The organism is Nonomuraea sp. NPDC003707, assembly GCF_053587055.1.
Map to the genome: position 1 here is coordinate 124,870 of NZ_JBSFNK010000008.1, position 22,771 is coordinate 147,640.

At 73.7% G+C, this 22,771-nt stretch carries 25 protein-coding genes; 7 read left to right on the forward strand and 18 right to left on the reverse strand.

Annotation, left to right across the window (positions count from 1 at the left end; translation table 11 throughout):
- Positions 1–3: 3 nt before the first annotated feature.
- Genes ptsP through ACWDRB_RS22390 form a run of 8 tightly spaced genes read right to left on the reverse strand, consistent with a single transcriptional unit; the run spans position 4 to position 6,501 of the window.
- The gene (gene ptsP / locus ACWDRB_RS22355) at positions 4–1,626 is read right to left on the reverse strand and encodes a phosphoenolpyruvate--protein phosphotransferase (RefSeq protein WP_449896480.1); all 1,623 of its coding nucleotides are present in this window, start codon (positions 1,624–1,626) and stop codon (positions 4–6) included.
- Positions 1,619–1,900 carry an HPr family phosphocarrier protein gene (locus ACWDRB_RS22360; RefSeq protein ID WP_449896482.1) on the reverse strand — a complete coding sequence of 94 codons (282 nt, stop codon included), beginning with the start codon at positions 1,898–1,900 and terminating at the stop codon, positions 1,619–1,621. Before ACWDRB_RS22360 ends, ptsP begins: the two co-directional genes overlap by 8 nt.
- Before the next feature lie 10 nt (positions 1,901–1,910).
- Positions 1,911–2,915 carry a zinc-dependent dehydrogenase gene (locus ACWDRB_RS22365; protein WP_350734785.1) on the reverse strand — a complete coding sequence of 335 codons (1,005 nt, stop codon included), beginning with the start codon at positions 2,913–2,915 and terminating at the stop codon, positions 1,911–1,913.
- On the reverse strand, positions 2,912–3,340 hold the full coding sequence (locus ACWDRB_RS22370) for a PTS sugar transporter subunit IIA (protein WP_449896485.1): 429 nt from the start codon (positions 3,338–3,340) through the stop codon (positions 2,912–2,914). Before ACWDRB_RS22370 ends, ACWDRB_RS22365 begins: the two co-directional genes overlap by 4 nt.
- Positions 3,333–3,641: a PTS lactose transporter subunit IIB gene (locus ACWDRB_RS22375; RefSeq protein ID WP_225963163.1), complete on the reverse strand. Its 309-nt coding sequence runs from the start codon at positions 3,639–3,641 to the stop codon at positions 3,333–3,335. The genes ACWDRB_RS22370 and ACWDRB_RS22375 overlap by 8 nt, the downstream gene beginning before the upstream one ends.
- Before the next feature lie 3 nt (positions 3,642–3,644).
- The gene (mtlA, locus tag ACWDRB_RS22380) at positions 3,645–4,754 is read right to left on the reverse strand and encodes a mannitol-specific PTS transporter subunit IIC (RefSeq protein WP_449896488.1); all 1,110 of its coding nucleotides are present in this window, start codon (positions 4,752–4,754) and stop codon (positions 3,645–3,647) included.
- A 32-nt stretch (positions 4,755–4,786) separates the two neighbouring features.
- Entirely contained in the window at positions 4,787–5,743 is a 957-nt protein-coding gene (pfkB, locus tag ACWDRB_RS22385) for a 1-phosphofructokinase (RefSeq protein WP_449896490.1), read from the reverse strand.
- Complete coding sequence (locus tag ACWDRB_RS22390; protein ID WP_350734778.1) at positions 5,740–6,501, reverse strand: DeoR/GlpR family DNA-binding transcription regulator; 762 nt, start codon at positions 6,499–6,501, stop codon at positions 5,740–5,742. Before ACWDRB_RS22390 ends, pfkB begins: the two co-directional genes overlap by 4 nt.
- Before the next feature lie 88 nt (positions 6,502–6,589).
- Here ACWDRB_RS22390 and ACWDRB_RS22395 point away from each other — a divergent pair, with 88 nt between their 5' ends.
- Genes ACWDRB_RS22395 through ACWDRB_RS22405 form a run of 3 tightly spaced genes read left to right on the forward strand, consistent with a single transcriptional unit; the run spans position 6,590 to position 8,646 of the window.
- Positions 6,590–7,444: a D-alanyl-D-alanine carboxypeptidase family protein gene (locus ACWDRB_RS22395; RefSeq protein ID WP_350734776.1), complete on the forward strand. Its 855-nt coding sequence runs from the start codon at positions 6,590–6,592 to the stop codon at positions 7,442–7,444.
- Positions 7,444–8,385, forward strand: a complete 942-nt coding sequence (locus ACWDRB_RS22400; protein ID WP_449896492.1) for a phosphotransferase family protein — start codon at positions 7,444–7,446, stop codon at positions 8,383–8,385. The genes ACWDRB_RS22395 and ACWDRB_RS22400 overlap by 1 nt, the downstream gene beginning before the upstream one ends.
- A 33-nt stretch (positions 8,386–8,418) precedes the next feature.
- Entirely contained in the window at positions 8,419–8,646 is a 228-nt protein-coding gene (locus tag ACWDRB_RS22405) for a tautomerase family protein (protein WP_350734772.1), read from the forward strand.
- Between the two features lie 15 nt (positions 8,647–8,661).
- Here ACWDRB_RS22405 and ACWDRB_RS22410 read toward each other — a convergent pair whose 3' ends face one another.
- The 5 genes from ACWDRB_RS22410 to def all read right to left on the reverse strand — a co-directional run bounded on the left by ACWDRB_RS22410 (position 8,662) and on the right by def (position 12,103).
- A complete protein-coding gene (locus ACWDRB_RS22410; RefSeq protein ID WP_355199057.1) occupies positions 8,662–9,009 on the reverse strand; it encodes an MmcQ/YjbR family DNA-binding protein in 348 nt (115 codons plus the stop codon).
- A gap of 10 nt (positions 9,010–9,019) precedes the next feature.
- Positions 9,020–9,436 (reverse strand): CBS domain-containing protein, encoded by a 417-nt coding sequence (locus ACWDRB_RS22415; protein ID WP_350734769.1) that lies wholly within the window; start codon positions 9,434–9,436, stop codon positions 9,020–9,022.
- Between the two features lie 85 nt (positions 9,437–9,521).
- Entirely contained in the window at positions 9,522–10,943 is a 1,422-nt protein-coding gene (locus ACWDRB_RS22420; RefSeq protein ID WP_449896495.1) for a pyridoxal phosphate-dependent decarboxylase family protein, read from the reverse strand.
- Entirely contained in the window at positions 10,936–11,556 is a 621-nt protein-coding gene (locus tag ACWDRB_RS22425) for a helix-turn-helix domain-containing protein (RefSeq protein WP_449896497.1), read from the reverse strand. The genes ACWDRB_RS22420 and ACWDRB_RS22425 overlap by 8 nt, the downstream gene beginning before the upstream one ends.
- A 7-nt stretch (positions 11,557–11,563) precedes the next feature.
- A complete protein-coding gene (def, locus tag ACWDRB_RS22430; RefSeq protein ID WP_355199052.1) occupies positions 11,564–12,103 on the reverse strand; it encodes a peptide deformylase in 540 nt (179 codons plus the stop codon).
- 146 nt (positions 12,104–12,249) lie between these two features.
- Between def and ACWDRB_RS22435 the strand changes: the two genes are divergently transcribed.
- A complete protein-coding gene (locus tag ACWDRB_RS22435; RefSeq protein ID WP_449896499.1) occupies positions 12,250–13,044 on the forward strand; it encodes a class I SAM-dependent methyltransferase in 795 nt (264 codons plus the stop codon).
- A gap of 114 nt (positions 13,045–13,158) precedes the next feature.
- On the opposite strand, the gene ACWDRB_RS22440 is transcribed toward ACWDRB_RS22435, so the two are convergent.
- Both ACWDRB_RS22440 and ACWDRB_RS22445 read right to left on the reverse strand, forming a co-directional pair.
- On the reverse strand, positions 13,159–13,674 hold the full coding sequence (locus tag ACWDRB_RS22440; protein WP_449896501.1) for a hypothetical protein: 516 nt from the start codon (positions 13,672–13,674) through the stop codon (positions 13,159–13,161).
- Positions 13,675–13,809: 135 nt separating this feature from the next.
- A complete protein-coding gene (locus ACWDRB_RS22445) occupies positions 13,810–14,736 on the reverse strand; it encodes a hypothetical protein (protein WP_449896503.1) in 927 nt (308 codons plus the stop codon).
- A 130-nt stretch (positions 14,737–14,866) separates the two neighbouring features.
- Here ACWDRB_RS22445 and ACWDRB_RS22450 point away from each other — a divergent pair, with 130 nt between their 5' ends.
- The gene (locus ACWDRB_RS22450; protein WP_449896505.1) at positions 14,867–15,802 is read left to right on the forward strand and encodes a GNAT family N-acetyltransferase; all 936 of its coding nucleotides are present in this window, start codon (positions 14,867–14,869) and stop codon (positions 15,800–15,802) included.
- A 36-nt stretch (positions 15,803–15,838) separates the two neighbouring features.
- Positions 15,839–16,612, forward strand: a complete 774-nt coding sequence (locus tag ACWDRB_RS22455; RefSeq protein ID WP_355199043.1) for an arylamine N-acetyltransferase family protein — start codon at positions 15,839–15,841, stop codon at positions 16,610–16,612.
- A 1-nt stretch (position 16,613) separates the two neighbouring features.
- On the opposite strand, the gene ACWDRB_RS22460 is transcribed toward ACWDRB_RS22455, so the two are convergent.
- From ACWDRB_RS22460 to ACWDRB_RS22470, 3 genes are read right to left on the reverse strand one after another with little or no spacing between them, the layout of a single operon-like run.
- Entirely contained in the window at positions 16,614–19,430 is a 2,817-nt protein-coding gene (locus ACWDRB_RS22460) for an ATP-binding protein (RefSeq protein ID WP_449896507.1), read from the reverse strand.
- Entirely contained in the window at positions 19,427–20,176 is a 750-nt protein-coding gene (locus ACWDRB_RS22465; RefSeq protein ID WP_449896509.1) for a nucleotidyltransferase domain-containing protein, read from the reverse strand. The genes ACWDRB_RS22460 and ACWDRB_RS22465 overlap by 4 nt, the downstream gene beginning before the upstream one ends.
- Positions 20,173–20,811, reverse strand: coding sequence for a nucleotidyltransferase domain-containing protein (locus ACWDRB_RS22470; protein WP_449896511.1), 639 nt, complete (start codon positions 20,809–20,811; stop codon positions 20,173–20,175). The genes ACWDRB_RS22465 and ACWDRB_RS22470 overlap by 4 nt, the downstream gene beginning before the upstream one ends.
- A 45-nt stretch (positions 20,812–20,856) precedes the next feature.
- Between ACWDRB_RS22470 and ACWDRB_RS22475 the strand changes: the two genes are divergently transcribed.
- Positions 20,857–22,734 (forward strand): propionyl-CoA synthetase, encoded by a 1,878-nt coding sequence (locus tag ACWDRB_RS22475; RefSeq protein ID WP_449896513.1) that lies wholly within the window; start codon positions 20,857–20,859, stop codon positions 22,732–22,734.
- Positions 22,735–22,771 lie beyond the last annotated feature (37 nt).

Consider the following 22,771-nt stretch of genomic DNA (forward strand, 5'->3'; position numbering starts at 1 on the left):
CGGTCAGGCGAGGGCGGCCGCGGCGCGTTCGCGGCAGTCGGCCAGCGTGAGGTCCGCCAGGGCCTCGCGTACGGCGGGGACGCACACCGGGGCCATGGAGAGGCTGGTCACGCCGAGCCCCACCAGCAGGGGTGCGAGCAGCGGGTCTCCGGCCGCCTCCCCGCACACCCCGACCGGCTTGCCCGCCTCCCGCCCCGCGGCGGCGCACATGGCGATCAGCTCCAGCAGCGCGGGCTGGCGCGGGTCGAGCAGGTCGGCGAGGGCGGAGTGCTGGCGGTCGGCGGCGAAGGTGTACTGGGCCAGGTCGTTGGTGCCGATGCTGAGGAAGTCCATCTCCCGCAGCAGCCGCCCGGCCCGCAGCGCCGCCGCCGGGACCTCGATCATCGCGCCCACCCTGGTGATGCCCCTGGCGCGGGCGCGCCGCGCGAACCCGGTCGCCTCCGCCGTCGTGGTGACCATGGGCGCCATCACCCACGCCTCGGCGCCCGTCTTGCGGGCGGCCTCGGCGATGGCGTCGAGCTGGGTGTCCAGGACGTCCGGCAGCAGCCGGTCGACGCGCAGGCCGCGCACGCCGAGGGCAGGGTTCGGCTCGCCGGGCAGGCCGAGGAAGGGCAGGGGCTTGTCGGTGCCCGCGTCGAGCGTCCGCACGATCACGCTCTCCGCCTGGGCGAACACCTCGGCGTACGCGGCCACCTGCTCCTCGAACGACGGCGCCGTCGTACGGTCCAGGAACAGGAACTCCGTCCTGAACAGCCCGACCCCCTCGGCGCCCGGCCGCAGGTCCCCGGCCGAGCCGATGTTGAGCAGCAGCTTCACCGGGTGGCCGTCCGACGTCCGGCCCGGGCCCCGGCCGGCCGCCAGTCTGGCCCGCTCCGCGCGGTCGGCCTCCTGGACCTCGGCCGCCTCCCGCTCGGTGAGGCCGACGGCGAGCTCGCCGGTGCGGCCGTCCACGCCGACCACGGTGCCGTCCGGGACGTCCATGATCCCCTTGCAGGCCACCACGGCGGGCAGGCCCCGGCCGCGGGCCAGGATCGCGGTGTGGCTCGTCGGCCCGCCCCGCTCGGTCACCAGCGCCAGCACGTCCGGGCCCAGGCCCGCGGTGTCGGCGGGGGAGAGGTCCTCGGCCACCAGCACGTACGGGTGGCCGGGGGAGGGGAGCCCCGGCATGGGGAGGCCGAGCGCGAACGCCACGGCCCGGTGCTTGAGGTCGTCGAGGTCGGCGGCCCGCTCGGCCAGGTAGCCGCCGAGCGCGGCCAGAGTGTCCCGGTGCTGCGCGAAGGCCGCGTCCAGCGCGTGGGCGGCGTCCATGCCCTCCTGGGCCCGGCCCTGGGCGTCCTCCAGCAGCATCGGGTCGTGGGCGATCATGGCCAGTGCCTCGAGGATGTCCGCCGCCTCCCCTGAGGCGCCGGCGGCGCGCCGGGTGAGGTCCGCGGCGACCGCCTCCAGGGCGGCGGCGACGGCGGCCGACTCGGCGGCGGGGTCGGCGGCGGGGTCGGCGACCGGGCGCGGCGGGGGCAGCGTCGGAGGGGCGGCCATCCGCATCGTCGGCCCCGCCGCCCGCCCCTGGCTGACCCCGAGGCCGGTCAGCAGCCCGCCCGAACCGGAGAAGGCGGGCCGGTCAGGCATCGAGGGCCTCCTCCGCGTCGAGGTCGCGCGAGAGCAGCGCCGCCAGCGAGTCCAGTGCCTCCTCCGCCCCCGGCCCGTCCGCCTCCAGCGTCACCTCCGTGCCGCGCACGGCCCCCAGCGACAGCACGCCGAGCATGCTCTTCGCCGGGACCGCCTTCTCCCCGAGCCGCACCGTCACCGGCACCCCCAGCCGCGCCGCCGCCTGCACGAACAGCTTGGCGGGCCGGGCGTGCAGGCCGCTGGCAGAGGCCACGATCACCGTTCGCTGTGCCATCCCGAACCTCCTAGGGCTCAATAGTGACCTTGATGGCCGCGCCCCTGCTGACGAGGTCGATCCCGTCGAGCACCCGGGGCAGCGGCAGCCGGTGGGTGATGAGGTCGGACACCACCACGTCCCCCGAGGCTACGAGCCGCAGCGCCTCGGCGTTGTGGGCCGGGCTGGAGCCGTTCGCGCCGACGATGGTCAGCTCGCGGTAGTGCACGAGGTTGGAGTCCAGGGTGACGAGCGGGTCGTCCTTGGGCAGGCCGCCGAAGAAGCTGATGCGCCCCTGCCGGGCCGCCATCCGTACCGCCTGCTCCTGCGCCGCCCCCGAGGCCGCCGCCGTGATCACCACGTCGGCGCCGCGCCCGCCGGTCAGCTTGAACACCTGCTCGACCGGGTCCGCGTCGATCGCCGCGTCCGGGCGCACCAGCTCGGCGGCCATCGCCAGGCGCTGCGGGTTGACGTCCACGAGGAAGACGCGGGCGGCGCCGCGGGCCCGCGCGAGGCGTACGTGCAGGCAGCCGATCGGGCCCGCGCCCATCACCACCACGTCGTCGCCCGCCCCCACGCGCGCCAGCGACTGCCCGTTGAGCACGCAGGCGAGGGGCTCGGCCACCGACGCCTCGGCGAAGCCGACGCCCGGCGGGATGGCGTTGACGCCGTTCACGGCCAGCACCTTGGCCGGGATCACCATGTACTCGGCGAAGCCGCCGTCGTAGTGGTAGCCCATCGACTCCTGGTTCGGGCAGACGGTCAGGCGGCCGCGCAGGCACTCCGGGCAGGCGCCGCACGGGATCGCGGCGATCACCTGCACCCGCTCGCCCGTGTCCACGACCTCGCCGGCGATCTCGTGGCCCATCACGCGCGGCGGCCTGATGTGGTGGTGCCCGAACTTGAGGATCTTGGCGTCCGTGCCGCACGTCGAGCAGTTCCGTACGCGGATCTTCAGCTCGCCGGGCCCGGCGACGGGCTCCGGCGCGTCCTCGATCCGGATGTCGCCGGGAGCATGGAATCTGGCGACTTTCACGCTGTGAGCTCCTTCATCACTTGTGAGACTTCGGTGGCCTCGCGCAGCGTCCTGGCGCGGTCGGGGTCGAGCAGGATCTCGGCCAGCGCCGCCAGCAGCGGCACGTGCCCGTCGTCCTTGGCCGCGATGCCGACGCAGAGCGTGACCTGCTCGCCGTCCCAGTCGATGCCGCCGGGGAAGCGCACCACGCAGATCGCGTCGCGCTTGACGTCCTCCTTGGAGGCGTTGGTCCCGTGGGGGATGGCCACGCCCTCGCCGACGTACGTGGAGATCGTCCGCTCCCGTTCGAGCATCGCCTCGATGTACGGCTCCGCGACCGCCCCCACCTCGACCAGCGCCCGCCCGCACCGGCGGATGGCCGCGGTGCGGTCGGGGGCGCTCTCGTGCAGCAGCACGGCCCGCGGGTCGAGCAGGCCGTCACGCATCGACCGTGCCGCCGTTCTTGATGGTGTTGACCAGCCGGGTCACCGCCGGGTCACCGAGGAAGATCTGGAACGAGACCAGGACCTTCCCCGGGGCGGCGGCCCTGGCGCGGGCGGCCAGCCCGGCGTGGCACAGGACCACGTCGGCGTCGTCGGGGATGGAGTTGACGGGCGTGTGCTCGACGCTGACGCCGGTGTCCTTGAGCTGCTTGCGCAGCGTGGACGCGAGCATCACGCTGCTGCCCATGCCCGCGTCGCAGGCCACGATGATCTTGTGGATGTCCTTGCTGTCGATGCCGGCCATGGCTCACGCCTCCTTGGTGGCGGGTTCGGTGACGGTTTCCTGCGAGTCCGGGGACTCGTCCTTCTTCTCGCCGCGGCCGAAGCCGAGCAGGATCGCGGCGACGGCGAACGACACGCCCGTGGCCACGAGGATCCCCAGGCTGGAGCCGAGCCAACCGCCCTTCGGCGTGACCGCGATGTAGGCGAAGATGCTGCCCGGCGACGGCGTGGCGACCAGGCCCGCCCCGGTGACCATGAACGTGAACACGCCGGCCGCGCCGCCCGCGATGACCGCGAGGATGAGGCGGGGCTTCATGAGCACGTACGGGAAGTAGATCTCGTGGATGCCGCCGAAGAAGTGGATGATCATGGCGGCGGGCGTGCTCGGGCGCAGCTCGCGCGGGCCGAACAGCAGGTACGCCAGCAGCAGCCCGAGGCCGGGTCCCGGGTTCGACTCCAGCATGAACAGGATCGACTTGCCCGTCTCCGCCGCCTGGGCGACGCCGAGCGGGCCGAGCACGCCGTGGTTGATGGCGTTGTTCAGGAACAGGACCTTGGCCGGCTCGATCAGCACGGAGGCGACGGGGAGCAGGTTGTGGCCGATGAGCCAGCTCACCGCGTTGCCCGCGGCCGTGGTGACCGTCTGGACGATCGGGCCGATGCCGAACATCCCGACCACGGCCATCGCGCCGCCCACGATGCCGGCGGAGAAGTTGTCCACGAGCATCTCGAAGCCGGCCTTGGTCCGCTGCTCCGTGAACTTGTCCACATATTTCAGGATCAAGGCGGTGAGCGGACCGATGATCATGGCGCCGAGGAACATCGGAGAGTCCGTGCCCACCACGACGCCCATCACCGCCACCGCGCCCACGACCGCGCCGCGCTGCCCGTGCACCATCCGGCCACCGGTGTAGGCGATGAGGATCGGCAGCAGGGTCGAGATGATCGGGCCGACCATCTTCGCGAGCGTCTCGTTGGGCAGCCAGCCGGTCGGGATGAACAGCGCGGTGATCAGGCCCCAGGCGATGAACGCGCCGATGTTCGGCATGATCATGCCGGCCAGGTGGCCGCCGATGCGCTGGATGGTGGCCTTGACACCGGTTCCGGTGACCGGGGGAGTGTAACTGTCGGCCATGGACTTGCTCCTTCGGGGGGATGAGCAGTTGATCAGCCGCTGTGCGGGACAAGGGGGGAGGTGAGGGGGCGGGACGGGTCGGGCGGGTGGACGGCGACGACGACGGGGTCGATGTCGGCGGGGCCGGGCATGCGGCTGCCGGGCAGGCGGACCGCCGCGGCGCCCCAGGCCAGCGCCCGCGCCAGCGCGTCGGGGCCGCGCCCGCCGCCGGCCAGGAAACCGGCCAGCATGGCGTCCCCGGCGCCGACGGAGCTGCGCGGCTCGGTGACGGCGGCCTCGCCGTACCAGATGCCCTGCTCCTCGACGAGCACCGCGCCGTCGGCGCCCAGGCTGGCCAGCACGGTACGCGCGCCCGCGGCCCGCAGCTTGCCGGCCGCCTCGACCACGTCGCCCAGGTGGCGGATGAGCATGCCGGTGGCGGCGGACAGCTCCTCGAGGTTCGGCTTGACCAGCGCGGGGGCGGCGCCGAGCGCGCACGCGAGCGCCGGGCCGCTGGTGTCGACGGCCATGTGGATGCCCGCCCCGGCGAACCTGCGGCACAGCCGGGCGTAGACGTCGGCCGGGACCTCGGGCGGCAGGCTGCCCGAGGCGACCACCCAGTCGGCCTCGTGGGCGGCGTCGAGCACGGCGTCGGCGATCGTGTCCAGCTCCTCGGCCGACAGCGCCGTGCCGGGCTCGTTGATCTTGGTGATGGTGCCGTCGGGTTCGGCCAGGGTGACGTTCGACCTGGTCGGGCCGGCCACCGGGACGGTGACCATGTCGAGCCCCTCGGCCGCGAGGAGCCGTACGAGCTGCCTGCCCTCGTCGCCGCCGAACGGCACCACAGCCCGGCTCGCCACGGCGTTGGCCAGCAGGGCACGTGAGACGTTGACGCCCTTGCCGCCCGGGTCGAGGTGCGCGGCGGCGGCCCGGATGACGGCGCCCCGGTCGAGCGCGGCGATCTCGATGGTGCGGTCGAGGCTGGGGTTCAGGGTCAGGGTGAGGATCATGCCCGGATCACCTCCGGGCCCGCCGCCGCCAGGTCGGCGGCGAGCGCGACGTCCAGCCCGGTGTCGGTGATGAGCACGTCGATCTCGTCCAGGCCGGCGAACCTGGCCAGGTACGTGTTCGTGAACTTCGTGTGGTCGGCCAGCAGGACGCTGCGCTGGGCGGCCTTGACCATGGCCCGCTTGATCGCCGCCTCGGCCGGGTCGGGCGTGGTCAGGCCCCTGGCGAGCGAGCAGCCGTTGGCCGCCATGAAGGCCACGTCCACGTTGAGGTCGGCCAGCGGGCGCAGCGCCCAGTCGTCGACCGTGGCGAGCGTCTTGCCGCGCACCCGGCCGCCCAGCATGATCACGTGCAGGTTGGGGCGGGCGGCCAGGGCGGTGGCCAGCGGCGGCGAGTTCACCACGACGGTGAGCTCGCGGTCGGCGGGCAGCACCTTGACCAGCCGGCCCGTCGTGGTGCCCGCGTCGATGATCACGGAACCGTCCTCGGGCAGCTCGGCCAGCGCGGCCTTGGCGATGCGCTCCTTCTCGGCCGTCATCACCTCGTCGCGGGCGGCCAGCGCGGGCTCGAACCCGAGGCGCTCGACGGGGATCGCGCCCCCGTGCACCCGGCGCAGCACGCCCGCCCGCTCCAGCGACGTCAGGTCGCGGCGGATCGTCTCGGTGGTCACGTCGAGCTCGGCGGCCAGCGTCACCACGTCGACGCGGCCCGCGGCGCGCGCCCTCCGCAGGATCTCCTGGTGCCGCTCCTCGGCGTACATGATGTTGGTTCACCGCCGTTTCGGGTTGGTTTCATCTTTGTTTATACCCGCTTTGTTGGCCGGGTCAAGGCTTGGTAGGTATAGGCGAATGCGAAGCAAGCCCCTGGCCGCCGCGATGGCGGCCGTCCCCCTTGTCGTCGGGCTCGCCACGCCCGCCCAGGCGGCCCCGCGGGTGCCCGCGGGCACCACGGCGTCGTGGCTGGTGTTCGACCGGCAGGCGGGCAAGTTCGTGGCCACGCGCAACGCGCACCGGAAGTTCCGCTCGGCCTCGGTCGTCAAGATCCTCATCGCGATCGACTACCTGGAGCGGCGCAAGAGCGTGCCGGCCGCCGACGCGCGGCTGCTGAAGATCATGCTGCGCTCCAGCGACGACGACGCGGCCTCGGCGTTCTGGGACCGCGCCGGAAAGGGGCAGATCATCGTGCGGATGGCGCGCAAGCTCGGCCTGTCCGACACCGCGCCGCCGCCCGCCTCCAAGCCCGGCTTCTGGGGCTACACCTCGCTGAGCGCGTACGACATCGTGCGCACGTACCGCTACCTGCTCGACAGGGCCGAGCCCAGGGTCCGCGACACGATCCTGGGGCACCTGCGGCAGTCCACGCCGTGCGGGACCGACGGCTTCGACCAGACGTTCGGGATCCCCGGCGCGGTGCCACGGCCGTGGGCGGTCAAGCAGGGCTGGTCGGGGTTCGGCGACACGCCGCCCACGCGGTGCTCCGGCGCCCGGGCGGTCGGGGCGCCCATCTCGTGGATCGCCCAGCGCGCCACCGGCTCGGGCGTGCCCGACTACGGCCGCCCGGTGCTGCACACGACGGGACTGGTGGGCAAGAACGAGCGGTACGTCATGGCGGTGCTGACGGCGCACCCGGCGGGCGGCACGTGGGCCTCCTCGGTCACCCGCGTCACCAAGCTGACGGGCGACCTGTATCGCGGCCTTTCCTGATGACGGGCATGCCGCACGCCACCGGCGGCCGGCGCATCACCTGGGCCGAGGTGCCCGCCGAGGTGCGGACGGCGATCGAGAAGCTGCTCGGAAGCAAGGTGGTCGGCGCGGCCGGCCAGCCGGGCGGCTTCTCCGAAGGCGTGGCCGCCCGGCTGCGCCTCGCCGACGGCGGGCGGGCGTTCGTCAAGGCGGCGAGCTCGCTCGTGGCGCCGGGGGTGGCGCAGTTCCACCGCCGGGAGATCGGGGTCTCCCGGCGGCTCCCCGCCGGGGTGCCGGCGCCGCGGCTGCTCCACGCCCATGACGACGGCACGTGGGTGGCCCTGGTGTTCGAGGACGTCGAGGGACGGCTGCCGGCCCAGCCGTGGGTACGCGACGAGCTCGACCGGGTGCTCGCCGCCGCGACCGGGCTGGCGCGGGTGCTGACCCCGTCGCCGATCGACCCGGCCATGCTCGCCCGGCCACGGCTCGGCGGGTGGCGCGCGCTGGCGGACGAGGGCGGCGCCATGCCGTCGCGGTGGGCCGGCGATCATCTGGACGAACTGGTCGCGCTGGAGGAGGCGGCCGCTCCGTCCCTGGCGGGTGAGACGCTCCTGCACGGAGATCTCTATCCGTTCAACATCATGCTCACCCCGGACCGCGTCCTCGTCGTCGACTGGCCCCACGCGTGGGTCGGGGCCGCGCACTGCGACGTGCTCACCCTGCTGTCGAGCGCCTCGCTGAGCGGGGTGGACCCGCAGCCGCTCGCCCAGGAGCATCCGCTGACCCGCGACCTTCCCCCGGAGGCGATCGACGCCTTCCTCACCGTGCACGCAGGCTTCCTGCTGCGGCTGGCGGCCGGCGCCGGGCCGGGCGCCGATCGCCACCTGATCGACATGGCCACCGCGCTGGGCAAGGCGTCGCTGCACTGGCTGCGACGGCGGCTGACCGGGTTTGCCCCTTAGGCGCGGGGGCAGGTCCGCTGGAGGGGGGAAGCCATGCCGCTCATCAACGTGAAGGTCATCGAGGGCGTGTTCAGCGCCGCTCAGAAGGCCGAGATGGTGGAGAAGCTGACCGACGTGATGGTCGCCATCGAGGGCGAGAACATGCGCCCACTGACCCTGGTCATCGTGGAGGAGGTCAAGAGCGGCGACTGGGGCGTCGGCGGGAAGCCGGTGACGACCGCCGAGGTGAAGGCGATGGCCGCGGGCCTGCGACCCCGATGAGCTGCCGCGGGCGTGTCACAGGGCCTGGGCCTGCTGTTCCAGGCGCACCTTCTTCGGCACGCACATCCGCCACGCCTCCAGGACCAGCTCCCGCATCTCGGCCGGGTCGAGGGCGTCCATGCGCGCCACCACCCAGTTGAAGCGCAGGTCGGACTCTCCGGGCATGAGGAACTTGTCCGGCTCGGCCGCCACCAGGGCGGCGCGCTCCTCCTTCGGGAACCCGAAGCCCATCAGAGTCTCGTCGCGCGAGAACGCCACGTAGACGATCTTGCCTACGCGGAACTTGACCCGGTCCCGGATGAGGTGCTCCGACGAGCGGGGGAGCGTGCGGGCGAACTGCCGTACATCGTCGACTGTGAACACGGGGCAAACGTTACTGGTTGCCCTCCGCGGCCGAAATGTCGGCGAGCGCGGAGTGCGGGTCGCGCTCCAGGGCCAGGTCGCCGAGGCTGACGATGCCGACCGCGCGGCCGTCCTCCAGCACCGGCAGGCGGCGGACGGCGTGCGAGCGCATGATCCGCACCGCCTGGTCGATGGTGGTGTCGGGGTCGATGGCCTCGACGTACGGGCTGCACGCCTCGCGTACCGGCGTCTGGGAGGACTTCTCGGCCGCGACGACGCGCACGGCGATGTCGCGGTCGGTGATGATGCCCTGGATCCGGCCGTTCTCGTTGACGATCACGGCGCCGGTGTCGTGATCGCGCATCAGCGCGGCCGCGACGGACACCGGCTGGTCGGCCTCGACCGCCGCCGGGTGGGACGTCATGACCTCTGCCACGGTGTCGGCCATGGGGATCCTCCTGCCTGATCGGTCCCCGACCCCCTACCCGGGCGGATGCGCGGCTCACCGGCCTTTGCCGGGTCTCTGCGTTCGGCTAGAACGTCTTGGCCGCCAGGCGGATCTCCTCCAGCAGGACGGTCAGGTCCCGCTCGGTGGTGTCCGGGTGCAGGAAGCAGGCGCGCAGCGCGTCGCGGCCGCCCAGCCGGGTGCCGGTGATGAACGCGTTCCCGCGCGCCTGAACCGCGCCCGGGATCGCCCGGTTGAGGGCATCCAGGTCATCAGCGTCCGACCTGTCCGGGCCGGATCGGTAACGGAAGGCGGTGATCGAGGTGGTGACCGGCGCCAGCAGCTCGAAGTCGGCGGCCTCCTCGACCATGGCGGCGAGCGTGCGGGCCAGCCCGGTCGTGTGGTTCACCAGGCGCTCGACGCCGGAGCGGCCCAGGTGCGACAGCGTGGCCCAGGTCTTCAGCGCGCGGAACGGGCGGGTCTGCTCGGGCCCGTACTCGGAGAACCACCCCAGATCGCCCGCGTTGTCGTCGATCAGGTACGACGGCACCAGGCTGAACGCGGCCCGCGCCGCCCCCGGGTCGCGCAGCAGGGCGCAGCCGCAGCCCACCGGGACGCCGAGCCACTTGTGCGGGTCGAGGGCCAGCGAGTCGGCCCGCTGCAGGCCCGCGTAATGCGGCGCGGCGCCGTCGGCCAGGACGCCGAGCGCGCCGTACGCGCCGTCCACGTGGAACCAGAGCCCGTGCTCGGCGGCCACGTCGGCGATCTCGTCGAGCGGGTCGACCGCGCCGGAGTTGACGGTGCCCGCGCTGCCCGCCACGCAGAACGGCCGCAGGCCCGCCCGCAGGTCCTCCTCGACCATGGTGCGGAGCGCGCCCACGTCCATCCGGTACGTGCCGTCCACCGGGACCACGCGGACCTGCCGCGATCCGAGGCCGAGGAGCTGGGCGGCCTTGTGCAGGCAGCTGTGGCCCTCCTCGGTGACGTACATGACCATGGGCGGCCGCCCGGACAGGCCCTCCTCGCGGGCGTCCCAGCCGTCGGCGAGCGCGGCCCGCTGGCGGGCGGTGGCCAGGCAGATCACGGTGGCCATGGAGGCGCCGCTGGTCAGCAGGCCGCCACCCGGCGGGTGCGGGAAGCCGACCAGCTCGGCCAGCCACCGCACCACCGCGCGCTCCAGGTGCGGGCCCGCGTGGTCGCCGCCGGCGCAGCTCGGGTTGAAGGCGGCGGCCAGCGGCTCGACGAGCACGCCCGCGGGATTGGGCGGGGAGTTCACCCAGCCGAAGAAGCGGGGGTGGCCGTTGCCCATGGGGTACGGCAGCACATGCGTACGGGCGTCCTCGAGCAGCTCGCCGAGGGGCCGCCCGCGCTCGGGCAGCTCCTGACCGCTCAGCCAGGCCCGCTCGGCCTCCGGCACGGGCCGCCACACGGGCCGCTCGCCGAGGCCCGCCAGGTGCTCGGCGGCGATCGCCGCCGCCGCGGCCACGTCGGTCGGGTGGAGATCAGCCATCGGAGGGCTCCTTCCAGGGGTCGTGCTGTCCGGCGCCGCCCAGCTCCATGGCGAGGTAGTAGACGCATTCGTCGGCGCCGTCGTTGGCGAAGGCGTGGCGGCAGTCGCCGGGGTAGTAGGCCGAGTCGCCGGTCGCCAGCTCGTACGGCCTGCCGTTGATCGTCAGCCGCAGGCTGCCGCGCTCGACCGCGAGGTACTCCCGCGACCCCGGCGCGTGCGGCGCGAACTCGCCCGCGTCCACGCCGGGCCCGAGGGTCGTCCGCATGAACTCGAACTCCACGTCCCCGAGCACCGGCGACAACACGCGGCGCTCCCAGCCGGACGGGTCGCGCAGGACCCGCTGCCCGGCGTGGCGCAGCACGCGCATCGCCGAGTGCGCCGGCTCGTCGAGCAGCCGGGCGATCGACGTGCCGAGCGCCGTGGCCAGCCGGTCGAGCACCAGCACCGTCGGGGTCTTGGCGCCCCGCTCGACCTCCGAGACCATGCTCCGGCTGATGCCGCTCAGCGTGGCCAGCCGCTCGACGGTCAGCCCGCGCGCCCGCCGCTCCGTGCGGATCCGCAGCCCGAGCTCGGCCATTGACAGGCCGCTCGACAGGACCCCTTCGCCTTCCATTCCTCCACTATAGCGGTGCTTTGTCCGCGATAGTGGAACGGGCCTCCTCATAGGCGGCCAGCACCCGCTTGCGGCGTTTGGCGGGAAGGCGGTCGATGTACAGGTAGCCGTCGAGGTGGTCGGTCTCGTGCTGGAGACAGCGGGCCAGCAGCCCCGTCCCCTCGACCGTGACGGGCTCCCCGGCGGCGTCGAACCCGTGCACGGTGGCGTGGTCGGGGCGGGGGAGCGGCGCGTACTGGCCGGGCACCGACAGGCAGCCCTCGTCGTCCGCGTCGAGATGGCGCTCGCCCACCTCGGGGAGCTCCAGGGTGGGGTTGACGACGACGCCCTTGTGGTGCTCCCCGTCCGCGTCCGGGCAGTCGTAGATGAACACGCGCAGGGCCACGCCGATCTGGTTGGCGGCCAGGCCCACGCCCTCCGCCGCGTACATGCTCGCGAACATGTCCTCCACCAGCGCCGCCAGCGCGTCGTCGAACCGGGTGACCGGCTCGCACGGGTGATGCAGCACCGGGTCTCCGACGTGCACGATCGGCCGGACCTCTCCCACGACCAACGCCTCTCTCCGAATTTGCGAACGTTTCGCAACAAAGTTTACGGTCTCTTCGCTGTCTCGATATTCAAGACGTTTCTTCTTGGATGATGAGACGAGCGCTAGAGTGATCGGCGTCGGAGCGGAAACGAAGGAGTTTGCCGATGAACGCCGTGTACACGCATGGCCACCATGAGTCCGTGCTGCGCTCGCACCGCTGGCGCACCGCCGAGAACTCGGCCGCGTACCTGCTGCCCCACCTCAAGCCGCACATGAAGGTCCTGGACGTGGGCAGCGGCCCCGGCACGATCGCCGCCGACCTGGCGGGCCTGGTCGGCCACCTGACGGCGTCGGAGGTGACCGAGGAGGCGCTCGAGCTGTCCAGGACCGAGATCACCGCCAGGGGGCTGGACAACGTCGACTTCGCCGTCGCGGACGCGCACGCCCTCGACTTCCCCGACGACACGTTCTGCGTGGTCCACGCGCACCAGGTGCTGCAGCACGTCGGCGACCCGGTGCGGGCGCTGCGGGAGATGGGCCGGGTGACCAAGCCGACCGGGTACGTGGCGGCGCGCGACAGCGACTACGCGGCGTTCGCCTGGTATCCGCTGCTGCCGGAACTGGACGAGTGGATGGCGCTGTACCAGAAGCTCGCGCGGGCGAACGGCGGCGAGCCGGACGCGGGGCGGCGGCTGCTGTCGTGGGCCAGGGCGGCGGGCTTCACCGACGTCACCGCCACCTCATCGACGTGGTGCTTCGCCACGCCGGAGGACCGGGCCTGGTGGGGCGGGATGTGGGCGGACCGCATCCTGGGCTCCGCCATGGCCGAGCAGGCCCTGTCGACCGGCGCGGCCACGGAGGCCGACCTGCGGCGGATCTCGCAGGGGTGGCTGAAGTGGGCGGGGGCCGAGGACGGCTGGATCTCCATCGTCCACGGTGAGATCATCTGCCGCGCCTGACGACGCCCGGCGCCGCGGCGCGCGGTCAGCGTCCCCGGCTGTGGAGCCCCTGGGTGCGCGTCAGCGGGCGCGGCAGCCTCCCCGGCCGCGCGTCCCCGGCACGCGCCGGGTGGGTCACAGGCCCAGGGTGTGGGCCCGCTGCCATTGGGGGTCGCGGTAGAGGACCATGTCCGAGCCGATCATCTCGTCCGGCGCCGACAGCATGGTGATCTCGCCCGCGGCCTGCATCTCCAGCAGCAGGTCGCGTACCCGCGGGCCGACCGGCAGCCGTCCGGCGGGCAGCCCCATCCCGGTCCGCACCGCGTCGGCGGCCTCCGACAGGTGGAACGGCCCGTCGAAGTTCGCCACGATCCCGCGTACGACGGCGATCGTGATGAGGTGCTCGGCCTCGGCGTAGGCGAGCTGCCAGATGACCTGCTCCTTGCGGCCCCCGGTGGCCGCGCAGGCCGTGCAGCCGTGCGTCAGCCCGGGCGCCATCTCCTCCTGGCCGGATCCGAGGCAGACCGAGCACAGGCCGTTCTCGGCGGCGTGCAGCTCGGCCGTCATCCGCCCGGCGAGCACGGCGCCGCACTCACAGGCGAACCCGTCACCCAGGATGCCGGTCTGCGGGGAGATCGCATGCGTCGTCACCGGGCCGACTCTACCGCCGCCCGCCGCCGTCCCGGGCACCCGGCGCACCCCGGGCCACCCCCGGACCGCCTGCCGCGCACGTCGGCGGCGCCCAGCCGCCACGAGCGCCAGGTACGAGCGCCGGGCCGCCGCACGTCAGCCGCGCAGGTCCGCGAGCCCGTGCAGCCGGCGCAAGGCTTTGCGGGCCGCGGCGGCGACGCGCTCGTCGGGGTGGTGGTCGATGAGCACCCGCAGCACCTGCCCCGTCCACGGATGGTCCCCGAACGCCAGGATCGCGACCGTCCCCGCCTGCTCCTCCGCGTCCATCCCCATGGCGATCGACTCGATCACCTCGCCCGCCTCGCCCCCGAACTCCAGCAGCGCCGCCGCCATGTCCACGAACACCCAGGCGATCTCCTCCGGGGCGGCCGGGCGGTCGTCGCGCTCCGTCCTGGTGGCGATCACCGCCCCGAGCCCGGGCTCCTCCAGCAGCCCGGCCAGCGCCCGCTTCCCCTCCTCGCCGAAGTCCGACGACAGCAGCTCCACGCCGACCGCTCGGCTGAGCGGGCTCACCGGGGCCAGCGCCGAGGCGATCTCGGCCACCGCCGCGTCCGGGTCCCGGCCCTTGAGCCACCCGGCCAGCTCCTCGCCGCGTTCCGTCTCCGGGTAGGAGCGCAGGCCGTGCAGCAGCTTGGTGGCGTCGGCGTCCGCGAGCGACCCGATGACCGGCACCTCCTGCCCCGTGGTCTCCGCGATGATCAGCCGCGCCGCCCACAGGCCGAGCCAGCTCAGCGTGTACGGCTCCGCCTGGCGTACCAGGCCCAGCCCGGTCAGCACCTCGGGCACAGCGCCCGGATGCGGCTCACGCGACAGGAACATCCTGATGAGCTCCAGCAGCAGCCCCTGGTCGGCGGCCAGCCGTTCGCGGCAGTGGCCCGCCCAGAAGGTCAGGACCTCCGCGTCGGAGCCCTCCGGCTTCAGCTCCTCGGCCAGGGGAGCGGCGCGGACGGCCGCCGCGAGCGTGGCCTCCTCGGGCAGCCGGATCGGGGGCTGCAGGGGCAGGGTGTCGTCGTAGGACCTCACGAGCCCATCCTGTCGCGATATTTCCGCTACAGTGCCCCGTGACGCCGAAAAGTCGGAAGAAAGGAGGCGCTGAGATGTTCGGCACTACTTCGGGCACTCACGGTGCCCGCTTCTACTTCTCGGAGGAATTGTGCTTTTCCGTCCCGCGGTCGAGGACGATCTAGACCGCCTGCTCGGCTGCGTCGTCGACGAGTCCATCAGCTGGGCGCATCCCGAACGCCTGCTCTCGTTCCTGGAGAGCGGCAACTACCGATACGACCGCATCTGGCTCGCCGTCGCCGACGACGGCGAGATCCTGGCCCGCGCCGTCTGGTGGGGCTTCCCCGACGGCGACAGGCCCCTCGCGCTCGACTGCGTGTACGTCCATCCGTCGGTGGACGATCGCGTGGGGCTGGCCGCAGAGCTGCTGCGCCGCGCCCACGACGCGTACGGGCGGGCGATCGAGTACCACGTGTTCGTCACCCGCGGCTGGCGCGACCACCCGAAGGCATCGGCGGCCATCGCCTGGCGCTGGGAGGCGGCCGGTCGCGCCGGGCTGACCGAGGAGCTGGAACGGCTCCGGTACGAATGGACGGCCGGGCCCGTCCCCGAGCCGTCCGACCGGCTCGTCTTCCGTGGGGATGACGACGACGAGGTGTTCGTGGAGGCGTTCCGCCGGGTGGCCGTCGGGACGCTCGACTTCCACACCCGGCAGGCCCTGGTCACCATGGACCCCCTGGAGCAGGCGCGCGAGGACGTCCGCGACAACCGGTCCATGCGGGGCGACCGGTCGTGGTGGCGGCTGGCGTACGACAAGAGCGGGGACCTCGTCGGGGTCGCCCTGCCGTCGGCCAACGACGGCGGGCCCGTGGTCGGCTACCTCGGCGTGGTGCCCGAGCACCGGGGCCACGGGTACGTGGACGACCTGCTCGGCGAGATCACCCGCGTCCACGCCGAGCGCGGGGTCCAGCGGATCCTGGCCGACACGGACTCCGGCAACATGCCGATGGCCAGGGCGTTCGAACGCGCCGGCTATCACAACTTCGCCATCAGGCTCGTCCTGTCGGCGAATCCCGTGAACGCGTGATGCGGGCGGGCCGTCGCGTACGAGATCGTCGATCTCATGACATGGGACATCGACAAGCTCGATCTTGAGGCGTACCTGGCCAGGATCGGACACGGCGGCCCGCTCGCGCCGACATATGAGACGCTGCGCGCGCTGCACCTCGCGCACGTGCGCTCCATCCCCTTTGAGAACCTCGACGTGGTCCTCGGCCGGGGCATCGCCCTCGACGTGGGCAGCCTCCAGGACAAGCTCGTCACGGGCGGGCGCGGCGGCTACTGCCACGAGCAGAACCTGCTGTTCGCCGCCGCGCTCGAACGCCTCGGCTTCGTCCTGACCCGGCACCTGGCCAGGATCCGGCTGGGCCGCCGCCACCTGCCGCGCTCGCACGCCACGCTCACCGTCGAGGCGGACGGCCGCACGTGGCTGGCCGACGTGGGCTTCGGAGGTGAAGGGCTGGTGGTGCCGATCGCCTTCGAGGACGGGGCGACGGCGCGGTCCGGCCCGTGGGAGTGGCGGCTGGGCCGGGACGGCGACTTCCGGGTGCTGCACGCGGGCCCGGCCGAGCTGTACGCGTTCCGCCCGGACGAGCCGCACTATCCGAGCGACTTCGAGGTGGCCAACTTCTACGTCGCCAACAGCCCCCGCTCGCCGTTCGTCCACCACGTGCTGGCCCAGCGCACCACGGCCGACGCCCGCGTCCGCGCCGAGGACCTGGCGGCGAGCACGCCCGCGGAGCTGGCCGAAGGGCTGCGCGAGCGCCTCGGGATCGAGATCACCGAGGAGGACGCCCGCGAGTTGCTGCCCGTGCTCCAGGCCGACCGCACGGGCTGACTCATTGGCCGGGCTCGTGCGCCAGCACCTGCCTCGTCAGCTCCACCCGGCTGTTCACCTCCAGCTTGGCGAACGCGTGGCGGAGGTGGCTGTCGACCGTGTGCGGCGACAGGAACAGGGCGGCCGCCGCTTCCCGGTTCGTCATGCCCTGGGCGACGAGCCGGACGACGCGCAGCTCGGAGGCCGTCAGCGCCGCCCACCCGCGCCCTGTCGCCCCCCGCCGCGCTCTTCCCGCCGCGGCTCCGCACGACCGGTAGACCTCGAAGGCCTCCTCCCGCCGCCCCGCCTCCTCCAGAGCCGCCGCCAGCCCGAGCGGCCGCGGGGCGCTCCGGTACAGCTCGACGGCCTCGTCCAGCCTGCCCTCCGCGTGCGCGAGCCCGGCCGCGAGGGACGTGACGCCGGGGTTGCGGCGGGCGAGGTCCCGCACGCACGCGACCACGCGCGGATCCGCCCGCCACCGCGCCGCCGTCCACGGCTCCTGCACGATCAGGTACGCCAGGGCCCCGCCATAGGACGGGCCTCCATCGGAGGCGCCCATGCCCGTCACCTCGCCGAGGAGCTCGCGCCGCCACCGCAGCTCCTCGGACACCAGGCCGGGCCCCTCCCCGGCCAGCTCGCGACCCCGATCCAGGTATCCACGCGCCGCCTCCGTCTCGTCCCGGAGGAGCGCCACATGGCCGAGCACGCCGAGCAGCGCCGGGGCCAGCGCCATCGCCGAGAGCTGCCCGGCCACCCGCAGCCCCGCCTCGGCCTCGGCCGCCGCGTCGTCGAGCCGCCCCCAGGCCAGCAGCAGCTCGGCCCTGAACCGGTGCAGCAGCGGCAGCGCCCACGCCGTGCCCAGCCGCCCGGCCTCCCGTTCGACCACCGCGTACAGGCCCTCGGCCTCCTCGAACCGGTCCAGCGCCACCATCGCCGCGCCCAGCCACAACCGCGGATGCCGGTGGGCCGCCTCACCGCCCGCCGCGTCGGCCAGCTCCACCGACCGTTCGGCGTGCCGCAGCGCGCCGTCGAGGTCGCCCCGGAACAGCGCCACGGTGGATCGCGCCTGTAACCCCACCACCTGGGCGAACACCTCGCCCTCCGCGACCGCGCCGGCCGCCGCCTCGGCGGCCGCGTCGATCTCGCCGGTCATCATCAGCGCGTGGGCCCGTACGGCCAGCAGCCGCGCCCGCTCCCGACCCGGCACGCCCGAGCGGCCCAGCACCTGTCCGGTCCGCCGGATGACGCCCCGGTCGTCGCCGATGTGCTTGAGCGCCTCGGCCAGCCCGAGCGCGACCCCCGCCTCCTCGGCCGCCGTGAGCGGTACGCCGAGGCGGTCGGCGAGCTCCCTGGCCTCACCCAGCCGCCCCGCCGAAGCCAGCAACCGCACGGCCCCGGCCAGCAGCGGGGCGATGTGGCGCGTGGCCTCCGGCGTGGTGCCTCGCGTGGCCTCTGGCGTGGTGCGGCGTGTGACCTCCGGCGTGGTGCCTTGCGTCGCCTCCGGTGCGATGTCGCGGGGGTGGGCCAGTTCGAGGGCGCGCAGCATCAGGTCGGCGGCGGCCGAAGGGGCGGCGGCCGTCATCTCCTCGGCAGCCGCCCGCAGCTCCCGGACCGCCGCCGCGTCCCCCCGTCGGGCGCCATGCCTCAGGTGCTCGGCCAGCTCGGCGGGCGGCCGGCCTTCGGCCCGCAGCACGGACGCCGCCTCCCGGTGCAGCGCCGTCCTGATGGGCGCGCCGAGCCCGCCGTAGACGGCCTCCCGGATGAGGTCGTGCCGGAACGCCAGCCGATCCCCCTCACCGACGAGCGCGCCCGCCCTCACGGCCTCCTCCACGCGCCCGAACAGCGCCCCCGCCGTCACCCCCAGCACCCCCGCCGCCTCGTGCACCGAGAACGGCCGCCGCAGCACGGAGGCCGCCTCCAGCAGCCGCCGCGCCTCGGCGGACAGGTCGCGCAGCCGCATCTCGACCGCCGCCACGAACCCGGCGGGCAACGCCACCCCGCCACCCGCCGCGCCACCCACCCCGCCATCCGCCCCGCGGCCCGCCCCGCGGCCCGCCCCGCCACTCGCCCTGCCACCCGCTGGGCCCGTGACCGGGTGCGCGCCGCCCGCCACGACCTCGGCCACGCCATCGCGCACCGAGATCCGGCCCTCGGCGCGCAGCCCCGTCAGCACCTCCTCCAGCAGGAACGGGTTGCCGCCGCTGCCCCGCACCAGCTCCAGCACCGACGGGCCGGGTGCGGAGCCGAGCAGGCGCGCGCTCAGCTCGGCCGCCTCCTCCGGGCCGAGCGGAGGCAGCGGCAAGCGCCGGGCACCCTCCTCGATGAGCCGGTCCACCGCCTCCTGCTGGGGCAGCGGCCGCCGCCCCAGCAGCCATACCACGGGGGACCCGGCCAGCCCCGGTACGAGCTGCCGCAGCGCCAGGAAGCTCAGCTCGTCCGCCCATTGCACGTCGTCCAGGACGATCGCCAGCGGCCGGGAGCGCGTGAAGCGCTCGACCACCTCACCGACCCGCTCGATCACCCGGAACCCGTCACCCCCGAACCCCGGGCCCAGCGGCCCGCCACCGGAGGCGAGCGGGCGGAGGAGGGTAGACAGGGGAGCCACCCGGTCCAGCTCGGTGGCGCGGCCGAGCACCACCGCCGTCCCGCGCACCCGCGCCCGCGCCGCGGCCTCCTCCAGCAGGCGGCTCTTGCCGATGCCCGCCGGTCCCTCCACCACCACGCACCCCGACCCCGCCGCCAGGACCCCGCCGACGACCCCGAGCGCGTCCGTCCTGCCCACCAGCTCCCCGCCGACGACGCCGAGCGCGTCTGCCGGCTCCGCGCCTGTCGGCGTCACGTCAGGGAGCTCCACCCGCGCACGCGCGCCCGCACCACCAGGTCGTGCAGCGCCGCCTCCGCCGTGGCCCGCTCGGGCAGGACGGAGGAGTCACGCGCCGCCTCCAGCGCGGCCGTCATCCGCTCCACGTCCGCCTCCAGGCCGAGCGTGGAGGGCGCGCGCACGTGCTCGGCCTCCACCTTGCGGGCGACCAGGTTCGGCAGGTACGCGGGCCCGTACGCGTACAGGCGCGTCAGGTCGGCCTCCAGCTCGCCGGTGCGCATGAGGTGCGTCCCGGTGGCCAGCACGCGGAAGGTGTAGAGCAGCGGCTTCAGCTCCAGGCGCTTGGTGAACAGCCGCCACTGCGTCCGCGCGAACCCCAGGTAGTGGTGGGCGTGGTGCCGCGTCAGGCAGCCGGGGGCCAGCGCCACCAGCTCCTCGTGCACCGGCGACGACGTCACGACGAGCGGCGACAGCAGCTGCTCCAGCACATAGCCGTTGCGCCCCAGCAGTAATCGGCAGAACTTGGCCAGGTCGTGCGTCACCAGGTCCACCTCCACGCCGTCGCGCGTCCACATCCGCTCCAGCGTCTGCGGCCCGTGCCGCAGCCCCGCCACCTCCTCCACCGGCAGCACGTGCACGCCGCGCAGGTCCACGTCGGAGTCCACCGAGGGGAACCCGTACAGGTGCGCCCCGCTCACCGTCGCGAACATCAGCGGGTACGGCTGCTCGCCGGGGATCTCGGCCAGCCAATCGGGCAGCTTCACAAGTTCTCCTTTCGCACGCCGACCAGGAACTCCTCCACCCGCTCCCGGTCCGGCCGCTCCGGCAGCACGCTGCCGGCGGCGCCCACCTCGGCGGCCAGTTCGATCCGCCAGGCGTCCACCTCCGCCCACGGCACCTCGCCGCGCCGGATCGCCAGCAGCCGCTCCCGATAGGGTCCCACCTGGACCAGCGGCTCTCCGTGGCGGATCAGGTGCAGGCCGCTGAGCAGCAGCCGGATCATGTGCATGGCCTGCTTCCACTTCGGCGCGGCCGGGTCGAGCCGGCGGAACTGCGAGTCGGCGTACCCGGCGAACGAGTGCCGCGCCCGTTCCGACAGGAAGGCCCGGCGCAGCTCGCGCAGCCGCCGCCCGGCAGGCGTGATCACCTCCACCATGGGGGACCACAGGCACTCCAGCGCGGTGGGGTTCGCCTCGAGGGCGAGGACGCAGAAGCGCTCGACCTCCCACGAGAACTGCTCGGGCAGCGGCCCGTCCCGGTGCGTCGCCGGTTTCTCCAACCGCCAGAACGCGGCCGTCGGCGCCACGAAGACGCCCCGCCGGTCGGTGTCGGAGGCTTCCGTCTCGAGTCCGTACGCCCTCGACCCCATGACGACGGTAAGGATCATGTCATCGGTCACCCGGATATCTTGCGCCATGGGCCCGTGGACTGGTCTGATCGATAAGTGAGCGGTTATGGCGAGGCTTACCGGCAGGCTTACCGGCGCAGCATCGAGCAACCCGACGAGTTCTGGTCCGAGGCGGCACTGGGGATCTCCTGGGACGTGGCGCCGGCGACCGTGACGGCCGGCGGCCGGTGGTTCCCCGACGGGCGGCTCAACACCTGCTTCAACGCGGTCGACCGCCACGTGGCGGCCGGACGCGGCGACCAGGCGGCGCTGATATACGACAGCCCGGTGACCGGGACGGCCCGCACGTACACGTACGCCGAGCTGCTCGACCAGGTGGCCAGGACGGCCGGCATGCTGCGCGACCTCGGCGTGACGGCGGGCGACACCGTGGTGATCTACATGCCCATGGTGCCGGAGGCCGTGATCGCGATGCTGGCCTGCGCGCGGCTCGGGGCGGTGCACTCGGTGGTGTTCGGCGGGTTCGCGGCCAGGGAGCTGGCCGTGCGGATCGACCACGCCAGGCCCAAGGTGGTGCTCTCGGCGTCCTGTGGCATCGAGCCGTCGCGGGTGGTGGCGTACAAGCCGCTGCTGGACGCCGCGCTGGAGCAGGCCGAGCACCGGCCCGCCAGGTGCGTGATCCTGCAGCGGCCGCAGGCCGTGGCCGAGCTCGACGAGGGCCGCGACCTCGACTGGGCGCGGGCGGTGCGCGACGCCGAGCCGGCCGATTGCGTCAGCGTGGCCGCCACCGACCCGCTCTACATCCTCTACACCTCCGGCACCACCGGCCTGCCCAAGGGCGTGGTGCGCGACAACGGCGGGCACGCGGTCGCGCTCCACTGGAGCATGTCCCACGTGTACGGCGCCGCCCCGGGCGAGGTCTACTGGGCGGCCTCCGACGTGGGCTGGGTGGTCGGGCACTCCTACATCGTGTACGGGCCGCTGCTGGCCGGCTGCACGACCGTGCTGTACGAGGGCAAACCGGTCGGCACCCCCGACCCGGGCGCGTTCTGGCGGGTGGTGTCCACATACGGGGTGCGCACGCTGTTCACCGCGCCGACCGCGATCAGGGCCATCAAAAAAGAGGACCCATCCGGCCTTTTCCCGAAAAAGTGGGACCTGTCGGGGCTGCGTTACCTCTTCCTCGCCGGCGAACGCCTCGACCCCGATACCTATCACTGGGCCTCCGACCTGCTCGGCATCCCCGTCATCGACCACTGGTGGCAGACCGAGACCGGCTGGCCCATCGCCGCCAACTGCGTCGGCATCGAGCCGCTGCCGCTCAAGCCCGGCTCGCCCACCAAGCCCGTCCCCGGCTGGGACGTGCGCATCCTCGACCCCGGCGGCGACGAGTGCCCGCCGGGCGTGGACGGCGCCGTCACCGTCAGGCTGCCGCTCCCGCCCGGCGCGCTGCCCACCCTCTACCGCGACGAGGCCCGCTTCGCCCGCTCCTACCTGGAGCGCTACCCCGGCCACTACCTCACCGGCGACGGCGGGCACGTGGACGCCGACGGCTACCTCTACGTCATGGGCCGCATCGACGACGTGATCAACGTCGCCGGGCACCGCCTGTCGACCGGCGCGATGGAGGAGGTCATCGCCGCCCACCCCGACGTCGCCGAGTGCGCGGTGATCGGCGTGGCCGACGAGCTGAAGGGCCAGCTGCCCGTCGGGTTCGTGGTGCTCAAGGCGGGCGCCGACCGCGACCCGGCGGAGATCGAGCGCGAGCTGACCGCCCTGGTACGCGAGCGCATCGGCCCCGTCGCCGCCTTCCGCCGCGCCGTCGTGGTGGCCCGGCTGCCGAAGACGCGCTCGGGCAAGATCCTGCGCGCGACCATGCGGGACATCGCCGACGGCAACCCGTACACCACGCCCTCCACGATCGAGGATCCCGCGGCGCTGCCGGAGATCGAGGAGGCCATGAAGCGAACATGACGGCCCGGTAACTTCCGCCAAAAGGCCCGGCCGCACA